General features: G+C 37.4%; 10 protein-coding genes. 8 read left to right on the top strand and 2 right to left on the bottom strand.

Annotation, left to right across the window (positions count from 1 at the left end):
- Positions 1–42: 42 nt before the first annotated feature.
- Positions 43–1,398 (bottom strand): alkaline phosphatase, encoded by a 1,356-nt coding sequence (locus tag ACTNEP_RS10800; protein ID WP_441161972.1) that lies wholly within the window; start codon positions 1,396–1,398, stop codon positions 43–45.
- 445 nt (positions 1,399–1,843) lie between these two features.
- Here ACTNEP_RS10800 and ACTNEP_RS10795 point away from each other — a divergent pair, with 445 nt between their 5' ends.
- From ACTNEP_RS10795 to ACTNEP_RS10785, 3 genes are all read left to right on the top strand, one after another.
- On the top strand, positions 1,844–2,569 hold the full coding sequence (locus ACTNEP_RS10795; protein ID WP_441161971.1) for a gamma-glutamyl-gamma-aminobutyrate hydrolase family protein: 726 nt from the start codon (positions 1,844–1,846) through the stop codon (positions 2,567–2,569).
- A 28-nt stretch (positions 2,570–2,597) separates the two neighbouring features.
- Positions 2,598–3,251 carry a hypothetical protein gene (locus ACTNEP_RS10790; protein WP_441162123.1) on the top strand — a complete coding sequence of 218 codons (654 nt, stop codon included), beginning with the start codon at positions 2,598–2,600 and terminating at the stop codon, positions 3,249–3,251.
- 161 nt (positions 3,252–3,412) lie between these two features.
- Entirely contained in the window at positions 3,413–4,039 is a 627-nt protein-coding gene (locus ACTNEP_RS10785) for a spore coat protein (protein ID WP_441161970.1), read from the top strand.
- Positions 4,040–4,120: 81 nt separating this feature from the next.
- Here ACTNEP_RS10785 and ACTNEP_RS10780 read toward each other — a convergent pair whose 3' ends face one another.
- Complete coding sequence (locus tag ACTNEP_RS10780; RefSeq protein ID WP_441161969.1) at positions 4,121–5,161, bottom strand: NAD(P)/FAD-dependent oxidoreductase; 1,041 nt, start codon at positions 5,159–5,161, stop codon at positions 4,121–4,123.
- Between the two features lie 245 nt (positions 5,162–5,406).
- Between ACTNEP_RS10780 and ACTNEP_RS10775 the strand changes: the two genes are divergently transcribed.
- From ACTNEP_RS10775 to ACTNEP_RS10755, 5 genes are all read left to right on the top strand, one after another.
- The gene (locus ACTNEP_RS10775; RefSeq protein WP_441161968.1) at positions 5,407–7,344 is read left to right on the top strand and encodes a fructose-1,6-bisphosphatase; all 1,938 of its coding nucleotides are present in this window, start codon (positions 5,407–5,409) and stop codon (positions 7,342–7,344) included.
- A 155-nt stretch (positions 7,345–7,499) separates the two neighbouring features.
- Positions 7,500–7,934, top strand: coding sequence for a hypothetical protein (locus tag ACTNEP_RS10770; RefSeq protein WP_441161967.1), 435 nt, complete (start codon positions 7,500–7,502; stop codon positions 7,932–7,934).
- A gap of 404 nt (positions 7,935–8,338) precedes the next feature.
- Positions 8,339–10,378: a bifunctional metallophosphatase/5'-nucleotidase gene (locus tag ACTNEP_RS10765; protein WP_441161966.1), complete on the top strand. Its 2,040-nt coding sequence runs from the start codon at positions 8,339–8,341 to the stop codon at positions 10,376–10,378.
- Positions 10,379–10,761: 383 nt separating this feature from the next.
- Complete coding sequence (locus ACTNEP_RS10760) at positions 10,762–11,565, top strand: pentapeptide repeat-containing protein (RefSeq protein WP_441161964.1); 804 nt, start codon at positions 10,762–10,764, stop codon at positions 11,563–11,565.
- 69 nt (positions 11,566–11,634) lie between these two features.
- Complete coding sequence (locus tag ACTNEP_RS10755; RefSeq protein ID WP_441161963.1) at positions 11,635–12,567, top strand: D-2-hydroxyacid dehydrogenase; 933 nt, start codon at positions 11,635–11,637, stop codon at positions 12,565–12,567.
- Positions 12,568–12,580 lie beyond the last annotated feature (13 nt).

Genomic DNA, 12,580 nt, shown 5'->3' with positions numbered 1-12,580 from the left:
GTCACTTTATGAAATTTTATCGAAAAGGGGGATTATTCTACATTAATTTTCCAAGTTCACTTTTAGAGCGTTCGCCATAATCTTTGGCAGGTCCGTATTATCATGGAATCCAATAAACTTTTCGGATTGTGGACCATATGCATATACAGGGATGTCTGCTCCAGTATGATTAGTACTTGTCCAGCCAATACCTGCATGATCACTTACTACTCTATTAATAGCAAGTGCTACATCACTAGCATTCTGAATAGATTGCACTTCATCTTCTGTAATGTTTATATTAGTATATTCTTCAACTATTTCTTGTGTGTTAGAGCGATCTTCATTTAATTGAGTAGCAATGAAGTCTCCAGTCGCTGTTACTTGATTCAAAATATCAGCATTCAATCCTGAGTAAGCACCAGATCCTGTTGTCATACCACCAGTATCATGGTCGCTAGCAACTACTACTAGTGTTTTACCATCTTGTTTAGCAAAATCAATGGCTACTTCTACCGCTTCTTCAAATGCCGCTACATCTGACATTGCCCAGGCAGCATCGTTTGCATGTCCAGCCCAGTCAATTTGGCTTCCTTCTACCATCAGGAAAAACCCTGCTTTATTTTGGTCTAAAACGTTGATGGATGCTTCTGTCATTTCAGCTAAACTAGGCTCTATGCTTTGATCACGATGTAACTCAGGGGAAAGAGCATCATCAGCGAAGAGTCCAAGTAGTTTTTCGCCTTTATTCAAATTAATATCGGCAGTGTTTTGTAATTCTTCTTTAGTTTCGATATAGGTAAACCCAGCATCTTCTGCTTTTTCGATCAGATTGACATCTTTTTGGTTTCCACCTTCAGCTTCAGGTAAAAACATATTTTTTCCTCCACCTAGAAGGACATCTACTTCACTAGCGATATACTGCCTTGCAATTTCTGTTTCATTATTTCGACTTTCTACATTTGTGGCAAAAGATGCAGGTGTGGCATGTGTGATCGTGGATGTAGCTACTAATCCAGATGATTTTCCAGCCTTTTCAGATGCATCTAAGATGGTTGTTAGTTCATTTCCTTCAGGATCAAGGCCTATTACGCCATTGTTTGTTTTTACGCCACTAGCCATTGCTGTACCAGCAGCTGCTGAATCCGTAACATCAGCATTTGCTGAATTTGTTGTAAACACCCCTTTTAGATGTTCGTCCCAAACAGCATCTTCCCCTTTGTAGACACGGTAATTGGAAGCATAGTCTCCACTGAATCCGTCTGGAATCATATAAATGATATTATCGACTTTCTTTCCACCATTTCCATTACCGTTTCCTTTCCCAGGTGATTCAGGCTTGTCCGCAAAAACCGGAACACTCATAGCAGCCAAAACTATACCTGTACTAAGGGCTACAGCACCAACTTTTTTAAACATTCTCTACCAACTCCTTCATAATGTTGCTTACAGTTACACGATACTAGATGATTATTGATAGACTATTAATAGAGGGTAAATGTTAGGTAAAAAAAATAGAGGCTTTAAACCTGTGATTATTAACCTTGATTCCACATAATTTAATGACTATCCACCTTCTTTACTAGTCAAAGATCTGAGGCTTTTCGTTATTAATTTGGTGGTTTAATTCCCTAATAGTAGATAATGACATTCTTGATAATATCCAAGCTTGATCTATAGATTATCTAGTTTTCAATAGAACTTATTTACTAGCAGGGAAGAGTAAATAAAGAAATTGGGCAGATTTATTAATAACAGATTAATTATTTGTTTGCTAGTGAAGTATAATTTCATTAATTTCTGCCAACATAAGGATGACTTCAACTGTTATAGTCATGTCACATAAGGAAGGGTAGTGTTCAACATGATTCGATCCATCAAGCCTGTAATTGGAATTACGAGTTCTATTGTCAGTCACAACAACATTCCCAGTTATAACTTGCATGTGAAGCATATTGAGTCCGTTATAAAAGCTGGTGGAGTCCCTATCATCATTCCCACAGGTCTAAAAGTGATGGCAGAGGTATGGATCAGCATCTGTAATGGAATTATACTTAGCAGTGGGGAAGATATCGATCCTAATTCGTTTGGAGCACATCCATCTCCCAAAATCCAAAACACCAATAGAAAAAGGGATCTTACCGAAATAGAATTGGTGAAATGCGCGCAAAAACAAAGCAAACCAATTCTAGGACTTTGCAGGGGTGCAACCATGTTAAATGTTGCATTTGGAGGAACAGTCATACAAGATATCGAAACTAGCAATCCTAATGCGATCAACCATAACCAGCAAGCGGCAAGATCCGAGCCAACCCATTATATTCAGATCGATAAGACGAGCCGATTATATAAAATAATTGGCAGCTCAAACATACAAGTAAATAGCCTCCACCACCAAGCGATTGATCAGCTTGCACCAAATCTTAAAAAAGTAGCGGTTGCTCCAGATGGTATCATTGAAGCGGTTGAGGGAGCCGATAAAACTTCCTCCATGATAATAGGGATCCAGTGGCATCCTGAAGAAATGGCAAGTGAAGACACGACGATGCAAGGGTTATTTGATGCGTTTGTGATGGCATGCAAAAATTAAGCATATGTGAGGGGGAGCTATATTGGCTATGTCAGAAAAAGACTCCTATGTCTGGTATGCAAGTTATGGTTCAAATTTAAGCAGGGATAGGTTTTTATGTTACATCAAAGGTGGACGCCCGAAAGGTTCGGAAAAAAGAGAAGTAGGATGTAGAGATAAATCCCTGCCCATTGCTGAAGAAACATATATTATGCAATATCCTCTCTATTTTGCAAAAGAGTCACAGCGTTGGCAAAAACAAGGCGTAGCGTTTATCGGATTAAGCAAAGATAAGTCATACCATACATATAGTAGAAAGTATTTAATAACTGTAGAGCAGTTTATGGATGTAGTGAAACAGGAAAATAACGGAGGAGAGGTAAATCTACATTTAGAAGCTGTCATCAAGCGTGGATCGATGAAATTTAGAGACTCATGGTACGGAACGATATTGTATTTAGGGGAAGAGGATGGATACCCTATTCTAACTTTCACTGCAGATTGGGATTTAGATGTTCCATTTAATAAACCATCTAATGAGTATTTAAGCATGATTATTCATGGGTTAAAGACGACTTTATCGCTAGGGGATAAAGAAATTCTAAATTATTTCATTACAAAACCAGGAATAGCCGGTAATTATACAAAAACAGAGCTCGAAAATGTTATCAAACAAACACAAGAATATTTGAGTGAAGTATAGGAAGATAGGTTGTTCATAATAAAAAATTGTCTATTTGTTACAGCACGGATGAGAAATAGAACCATTATTTGGAATTTTTTGCTTTGAGGAAATAATTGATACATAAATGTTCCGAATAAGGAAAATATATACTTGAATTTAAAATATAGGAGGTTAACGCAGTGCAAAACCAAAATCAGATGCAAGGTGGTACACAAATGCCACAAAACATGGCGAACCAGGGAACTAATCAAAATCGCGGTGCTCATGAGATGATGGACTCCCATGAAGTAATTGGTGGTTTAATTGGCATGTTGGAACAATATCAGTTATATGACCAACATATTCAGGATCAAGAATTAAAAGACATCTTACAACGTCAAACGTCTTTTCTTACGCAAATGTATAATACAGTAATTGAATCCTTCCAAACTGGCCAAGATCCACAAGTACCAACACAGCAGTACAAAATGCAGCAAAACAATGATGTTACTTATGGGATGAGTGCAGGACAGCCGAAAAAACCTAAGCAGTCTGTTAGCGAGTTTACTGATGAATGCTACTCTTCTTTTATGTTAGGACACACGAAAACGGTGGCTTCCGGGCTTACAACAGCAGCAGTTGAAATAAACAACCCAGTATTACGCCGTGTTATTGCTGATAGTATTCCGAATATAATTGAAATGAGCTATGAGCTCTTCCTTTACCAAAATAAACATGGGTATTATCAAGTGCCACAACTTAATCCGCAAGAAACAAATGCTATGCTACAAGCTTATGCTAAAGCTCCACAGCAAGGTATGCATTAAAATAATCACAGAACCCCCTCAAATATGTTTTTTTGAGGGGGTTAATCTCGTTTAAAGCATTAGAATCTAACCAATGCTCCTCTAAAAATAATGATAATCATTCAAATCCAACACGGTTTTCTCACCGGATAAAAATGCTGCAACTTCTCTTCCAATCACAGGTCCTGCGGTTAAACCAGTAGATCCGAGTCCATTGACAACAAACATGTTCTCATTCGTATAGCCGATAAATGGTAGGGAATCCCTAGTGAATGGGCGGAATCCGACTGCCATAAATTGATCCGCAATCGTAGCGAGTGGGAAGTAACGTTCTGCTTCTTCATGTAAATATTGTTGATGTTCATCTGAGGCTGTTACAGAGAAGTCGGTCGTGTCTTCATGTGTTGTTCCAATCGCAAATTGATTGGCAGCCGTCTCCACGATATACATTGGTCCCAGACCCATTACTACAGGAGTTGGAGTATGTGCAAGCTCTTCTTGCAATACAAGGTGAAGCAATTCCGCTCTTTGATGGCGAACCTTCGGCTTGTTAGAAAACTCATTTGCCCATGCTCCTGCCGTGTAAATGACGGTTCCTTCAAATTTTTCTGGATCAGCGTCTTTAGTCACCCATTTCCCACCGCAAATGAGGATTCCTTTTTTTAATGTTGCTAGAAGCTGGTAGCCATTGATCTGTCCTCCACCTTCTACGAAAATTGCTGGATAGTTACTGGTCAGATGTGGATGCATTTCTTTCACTTCTTCCTCTGTCAGCTTTCTAACAGACCCCATTTCTGGTGAAGTGTCTTGTTTTGCAGTAATTCGTTGATAGGCAAGCTGTTGAACACGTTCATCTTTAAAAAGGCAGATTGCTCCATTTCTTTGGTAGCCTGTAGACTGGCCAGTTGTTTCCTCAAGTTCTTCAATAAAATTCGGATAGTAACGAGCGCCTTCTTGTACAAGTCTGTACCATTTTTTGTTTCTGCGCTGACTTACCCAGGGACAGATAATACCTGCTGAAGCAGCTGTAGCCTGTCCGTTATCTGAACGATCAAAGACGGTAACAGAATGTCCGGTTTTGGCAAGGTGATAAGCAACGGATGCACCGGCTATTCCTCCGCCAATGATAGTAAATGTCGACATGTAACCCCTCCTGAAGGTTATTATAGCGCAAATCGACAGTATAACGAAATAGTTCAGCTGTAATGGCGATATTTCCCGAGAAATAATTTGTGATTAATGATATAATATATTAAAATAAATGTTGCATTATATATAAAAATAACTAGATATAACGCGCGTTAATTGCTAAGATAATAGTGTATTTATCAATGAAGGATGTCTCGCTTTAATAATGTTTACTATCACTGAGAGGGGAAATAACCACGGTGGACACGAAATACTTAGACTTACTTGCTGAAAAATATGACAGTGAAGAAAAAGTAGTAACAGAAATTATTAATCTTGAAGCAATTCTAAACCTGCCAAAAGGGACGGAGCATTTTGTCAGTGATTTGCATGGAGAGTATCATGCATTCCAACAGGTGCTTAGAAACGGATCGGGTAAAGTGAAAGAAAAAATAACAGACATTTTCAAGGATAAGCTGACACAAGAAGAAATTAATGAATTTGCGACATTGGTATACTATCCTGAGGAGAAATTGAACTTAATCAAAAATAATTTTAATAATAAACAGGAACTAAACGACTGGTATGAGAAAATCATTTGCGACATGATTCAGTTGATTCCTTACGCCTCATCTAAGTATACTCGTTCAAAATTACGGAAAGCCTTACCAGACCAGTTTGTTTATGTCATCGAGGAATTGTTGTATAAGTCAGATAAATATGCCAATAAAAAATCATATTATGAAATAATTGTTCAGCAAATCATTTCATTAGGGCAGGCGGATAAATTGATCACAGGACTTGCTTACACAATTCAGCAGCTTGTAGTAGACCATCTTCATGTAGTAGGGGATATTTATGATCGTGGACCTGACCCGGATAAAATAATGGATACTCTCATCAACTATCATTCACTTGATATTCAATGGGGAAATCACGATGTGCTGTGGATTGGTGCCTATGCCGGTTCCAAAGTTTGTCTCGCAAACATTATTCGTATTTGTGCCCGTTATGATAACCTCGATATCATTGAAGATGTTTATGGTATTAACCTTAGACCATTACTTAATTTAGCCGAGAAATATTATGATGATAATCCTGCATTCCGTCCGAAGGAACACCCTGATAAACCGCTATCAGCGAATGAAGCTTTACAAATTACCAAAATCCATCAGGCAATCGCGATCATCCAATTTAAGCTGGAAAGCCCGATAATAAAACGACGGCCATTCTTTAACATGTCGGAAAGGCTTTTGCTAGAGAAAGTAGATTATGAGAATAATGAAGTAACCGTTTATGGTAAAACTTATCCACTCGAAAACACTTGCTTTGCTACAGTCGATCGGGAAAATCCTGCGAAACTGTTACCGGAAGAAGAGGAGGTAATCGATAAATTATTACTTTCGGTGCAGTATTCGGAGAAACTATCAAGGCATATGAAATTTTTGATGAAAAAAGGAAGTCTATATTTACGATATAACGGAAATTTATTAATTCACGGCTGTATTCCAGTAGATGAAAATGGGAATATGGAAGCAATGGAGATTGAGGGGAGATCGTATAAAGGTCGTGATCTATTGGATAAATTTGAAGAATATTTACGCCAAGCTTTTGCGAATTTAGATAATACAGATGATTTGGCGACAGATATGGTCTGGTATCTATGGACAGGTGAATATTCATCACTCTTTGGAAAACGAGCAATGACCACATTTGAGCGTTATTTTATCGAAGATAAGGAAGCACATAAAGAACAAAAAAACCCTTACTTTTATTTGAGGGAAGATGAGCAAGTATGTCGTAAAATCTTGGAAGAATTCGATCTTGATCCTGATCAAGGACATATTATCAACGGGCACACTCCAGTAAAAGAAGTAGAAGGAGAAAATCCTATCAAAGCAAATGGCAAGATGATTGTTATTGATGGTGGCTTTTCCAAAGCATATCAATCGACTACTGGTATTGCCGGTTACACATTGTTGTATAATTCATTTGGCATGCAGCTCGTTTCACATCAATATTTTAATTCAAAAAAAAATGTACTGCTAAATGGCGCCGATGTCTTATCCGTAAAAAGAGTAGTTGATAAAGAACTAGAACGAAAAAAAGTAAGAGAAACCAATGTTGGTCAAGAGTTATTGGATGAAATTGAAATGTTGAAGCAATTGATGGCATATCGATATATGAATGAAGTTTAATTGCCCCGTTCCTAGACTATAGGAACGGGTTTTTAATAAGACTCAAGGCTTATATTAATGTAGACTCAGGTTGTATAGTACAAGGAATGAATCGATGTTATAGTTTTCTTATATTAGTAAATACATAATCATTTCTGTATGAAGGGGCGACTACAGTGAAATTGATAAAATTAATTGGTATATTGATCATATCCATTCTGTTATTTGGTTGCAGTATGTTAAAAGGAGACACACAAGAAAACATTGAGTTTGAGAAGGCTAACAGGATAGAAGTTTCGACAGCGACTAAACAGGAAAGTGTTCTACATGTAATCGAAAATAATGAGGATGTAAAAAAATTTGTCGATTCTTTAAAGGTTGACGAATGGAGTAGTGCCGAAATCCCTGCTAACGTAACAAACGAGTATATCTTTACGATGTACCAGGAAGAGACTATTAAACTGGGAGAGACAAAGAATAAAGAAGAACTAAGACACATCGCTACATTGACAACCTATAAAGATAGTCCATATATCGAATTGAAAACGAAGCAACTTACCTTGAGCTTTAAAGTTCCAAATGATGTAGCAAAGGACCTGGCTAATTATTAGACCATTATTATCCGAAAAAACACCGTACAGTAAGATGCCTTTAATAGTCTGAAATATAAGTTTAAATAGTGGATGTGTAAAAGTATGGATGGGATTCATCCATTAAATCTTGTGATTCTAATACTGGACCATTTTTAAAACTATTTCTTGGATTATCATGCAAAAGGTGACTATGGTCACCTTTTCTTTATCTATTCCTTTACGTTATTATTCTAAGACAGTACAATTGGTATGGATTTACATTTATTTTACAATCTATTCATTGTAGATTAATAGTAGATTTCTAGAATAAAGGTAGACGACGAACAAAAAAGGATGATGCTCAGTAATGCTATCACTTGTTTTGTAATAACGTACTTCTAAAGTTTTTACATAAAAGACTTAATGTAGGAGGTATCCATTAGATGACAAGTATTAAGAGATTCGGCTTTTTTTTCAAAATGTTTGCTATTATTTTATTTGTATTCACTTTTATTTTACCTACCAGTGCGTTAGCGGCAGAAGATGAGAGTGAGACTTTTTCTTTAACGATTATGCATATGAACGATACACATGCACATGTAGAACCACTCCCTCAAATGTTAACAGCAGTTAAGGAAGTACGAGCCGAAAATCCTGATGCACTGTTATTTCATGCAGGAGATGTTTTTTCAGGTACTTTGTATTTTAACCAATTTCACGGAAAAGCTGATTTGGCCTTATTAAACATGATGGATTTGGATGCAATGGTATTCGGAAACCATGAGTTTGATTTGGGTTCAGGCGAAGACGGACATGAGTCTCTATCAGAATTTGTAGCGGAAGCACAGTTCCCATTCCTTGGAACTAATATTGATTTCTCAGGAGACCCATTTATGGCTTCTTACATAAATGAAAATCCATTTTCTGATTCGCCAGAAAATGGATCTGTCTACGATGGAATTATTAAAGAAGTAAATGGTGAAAAGATTGGTATTTTTGGATTGACGACAGAAGATACAGTAAATGTTTCCAGCCCTGTAAATGTAAAGTTCTTGAATTATATAGAAGAGGCAAAACGTGCTGTTGCGTCATTTGATGAGCTAGGTGTGGACAAAATTATTGCTGTAAATCATCTTGGTTATGACAGTACTCCTGACATTGGTAATGATTTGCAATTGGCAGCTTATGTAGATGGAATTGATGTAATAGTCGGTGGTCACTCACATACAAGATTAGACCAGCCAACCCTTATTACAAAAGATGCGAATGGCAATGAAAAGGAACCAACTATTATCGTTCAAGCACATCAATACTCACAACTATTGGGTAAAGTGGAGGTTGTTTTTGATGAGAATGGGGTAATTCAACGTTATGATGGTCAGTTAATAGATGTAAGTGACAAAGAAGCCGATCCAGAAGCAGCTAACGCACTTGCGCCATACAAAGCGGAGGTTGAAGAGTTATCTGAACAAGAGATAGGTGCGGTTGCTATGAAGGATATTCCAAATCCACGTCTTAGTGACAGTGATGTTAGTGTCCGTGCAAATGAAACGGAATTAGGAAACCTAGTAACAGATGCGATGCTTGCGAAAGCAAAAGAGAAATATCCAGATGTAGTTATCGCTATGCAAAACGGTGGGGGAATCCGTGCTGCTATTGATGAAGGACCGATTACGGTTGGAGAAGTGATTGCCGTTTTACCTTTTGGAAATGACCCAGTTGTTGCAGAATTAACAGGAGCAGAAATAAAAGAAATATTGGAGCACAGTGTCCGACAGGCTCCTGCAGAAAGCGGTGGATTCCTACAGGTTGCTGGTATGAAATTTAACTATGATAGCACGAAGGAACCTGGATCTCGAGTTGTGACGATGGAAGTAGAAATAGATGGTGAATATGAAGATATTAAGTTAGACCAAACATATTTAGTAACGACTAACAATTTCACAGGTAAAGGTGGAGACGGTTTTGAAGTCTTTGCTCAAGCATATAATGAAGGTCGAGTAAGGGATATTGGTGAAATCGACTGGGAACAATTACGTGCTTATATGGTAGAAGATCTAGGTGGTAAGGTTGATCCGGTTATCGAAGGTCGCATCATTGACTTATTAGGGGAAGAACCAGAAGCCCCTAAGAAACCTGAAGATGACAATGATGGAACTCCTGATGAAGAAGGTCAAGGTGATGGCGACGACACTGACAATGACAATGACAATGAAACTGGCAACAATGGAGCTAATGATGGAGCAGGTGACAACAAAAACACAGAAGAAGATACTGACAAAGTAGGCTCCAAAGAAAAAAATGGCCAAGAAACTTCAGAGGATAGCAACAAAGAAGCAAGTTCTAGTAATGGCAGTAATCACCTAGAAGGAGAACGTCTTCCAGATACTGCTACTAATATATTTACGTTCCTCTTATTAGGAGCAATCATCCTAATCATTGGAGTAGGTGTGCTAGTTTATAGAAAAGTAAAAACATTATAAAAAAGTATATATAAACACATTTCAGGCCTGTGTGCTGCCAGATTCATAGCAGGGACAGGCCTGGATTGTTGTATAATATTAATGAGGCCTCCCATTATAGATGGAAGATGGCGTCTAAGTCTAATAGACATTCTCCAGCTTTAGACATCCTCCAATCGTTCATCCTCTGATCCACGAAAAATCAGGAAAAATGCTTTATCTCATAAAAAAATTTATTGCTAACTCGTACACAGCCTACCTTTTCTTCCTCGTTTTAATTTGAATAACTTCCTTCATCATTTCTTGTTGAATGCTACTCTTAGATTTTAAAGTTGGTAAGTGTGTTAAACTGTAATTAATAATTTGCTTTTCAGAATATTGAATAAATGTAGGAAGTGTTAAACATGGTCCATGACCTAAAATCAGATTGTAAAAATTGCTTTGCTTTATGTTGTGTAGCTTTGCCCTTTGGTATGTCTCATGATTTTCCTTTCAGCAAAAATGGAGGAGAGCCCTGTCGTAATTTATGCTCCAATAACATGTGTTCCATTCATGATAAATTGAAAGACGAGGGCTTTAATGGTTGTGTCGCGTATGAGTGCTTTGGAGCAGGTCAACATGTTTCACAAACTATTTATGGGGGCAAAGACTGGCGTGAAGATAGTGAACATGCAGAAGAAATGTTTGCTGTGTTTCCTATTGTTCAGCAACTATACGAAATGCTTTGGTACCTCAAACAAGCAATGACATTAAAGGAAACGCAACCATTCCATGACTATCTTCAGCAAATATACAATAATACGATCAAGCTAACTGAAAAGCATCCAAAAGAGATTCTGGAACTGGATATTATGGCACATAGGGGTATGGTCAACGATCTGTTGAAAAGGGCGAGTAGAAGGTATCGAGATGGCATTGTTAATAAGGATAAAAGAATAATGGAGACACATGACCTAATCGGTCAGCGTTTAGAAGGATTAGATTTAAGAGGGGAAGACTTTCGTGGGAAACTATTAATAGCAGCTAATTTAAGTAATAGTGATTTAAGAAAAGTCGATTTTATTGGGGCAGACCTTCGAGATACCAAGTTATATGGTGCTGACTTAACTTATGCTCTTTTTCTTACACAATCTCAAATTAATTCAGCAAAAGGAGATAGCCGTACCAAAATTCCAAGTTATCTAGAGAAGCCTAGTCATTGGCGGTAATACAAAGATTAACGGAATGTATCTTGCCCCCTCTTTTGACAAGGCGTCATTAACGAAAGGAGATCATCAATGAAAATCAATCATATTTTATTTGTAAGCCCTTTGAATCAAGAATTACAAAATCTGATAAAAGATTATAAACTAGACAAGGAATTTCGTTATTTGACAGAAGATGAAATAAGGGATGAAGATTTAGACTGGGCTGATGCGTTTGTATCTTTCAAAACTAGAGCAAGTTATGACTATAGTAAAGTGAAATGGGTTCATTCTCTAGGTGCAGGTGTAGATAGTTTCTTATTCAAAAAGAAATGGAATGACCATGTAATCTTAACTAGAACGATATGTTCGTTTGGCGAAAGAATTAGTGAGTATTGCCTTAGCTACATACTAAAGGACTTACAGTACCATGATCAATTTCTTTATCAGAAAGCGGAGAAGCATTGGAAACCTACCACACCTAAGATGTTAAATGATTCAAAAGTAATGATTTATGGTACAGGAGAAATAGGCCAAAAAATAGCACAAGTCCTTTCCTTTTTTGGTGTAGAAGTTTACGGAGTATCATGGAGCGGTGAACAAAAGGAGTATTTCAAAGAGGTATTTACAGTTGACTCGCATTCTGCATTATTGAATAAAATCCATTATCTGATTAATACCTTGCCGTTAACAGAAAAAACAGAGCATGTATTTAATAAGGATATTTTTTCAGGTTTATCGAGTGTCGGTTTTATCAATGTTGGCAGGGGAGAATCTGTTAGTGAATTAGACCTCTTGCATGCATTGGATACTGGTCAGGTCAGGTTTGCTGTACTTGATGTATTTCAAGAGGAGCCACTGCCACAAGACAGTCCATTATGGCAACATCCAAACGTGATGATTACACCACATATTTCCGCTGTTACAACTGCTAGAGAAGCGGTAGAATGTTTTGTTGACACACTTAAAAAGGTAGAAAAGGGTGAACTTTTATCTAATCAAGTAGATGTCAGAAAAGGGTTTTAACGTCGCATTATAC

Source organism: Gracilibacillus sp. HCP3S3_G5_2, from assembly GCF_052063305.1.
Lineage (GTDB): Bacteria > Bacillota > Bacilli > Bacillales > Amphibacillaceae > Gracilibacillus.
The sequence above is the reverse complement of the archived record's forward strand: the minus strand, read 5'-3'. Positions and strand labels throughout refer to the sequence as shown.

Excerpts from the sequence above, each read along its gene's own strand:
- ACTNEP_RS10790 (WP_441162123.1), top strand. The coding sequence starts at position 2,598 with ATGTCAGAAAAAGACTCCTATGTCTGGTATGCAAGTTATGGTTCAAAT.
- ACTNEP_RS10755 (WP_441161963.1), top strand. The coding sequence starts at position 11,635 with ATGAAAATCAATCATATTTTATTTGTAAGCCCTTTGAATCAAGAATTA.
- ACTNEP_RS10780 (WP_441161969.1), bottom strand. The coding sequence starts at position 5,161 with ATGTCGACATTTACTATCATTGGCGGAGGAATAGCCGGTGCATCCGTT.
- ACTNEP_RS10760 (WP_441161964.1), top strand. The coding sequence starts at position 10,762 with ATGGTCCATGACCTAAAATCAGATTGTAAAAATTGCTTTGCTTTATGT.
- ACTNEP_RS10795 (WP_441161971.1), top strand. The coding sequence starts at position 1,844 with ATGATTCGATCCATCAAGCCTGTAATTGGAATTACGAGTTCTATTGTC.
- ACTNEP_RS10800 (WP_441161972.1), bottom strand. The coding sequence starts at position 1,398 with ATGTTTAAAAAAGTTGGTGCTGTAGCCCTTAGTACAGGTATAGTTTTG.
- ACTNEP_RS10765 (WP_441161966.1), top strand. The coding sequence starts at position 8,339 with ATGACAAGTATTAAGAGATTCGGCTTTTTTTTCAAAATGTTTGCTATT.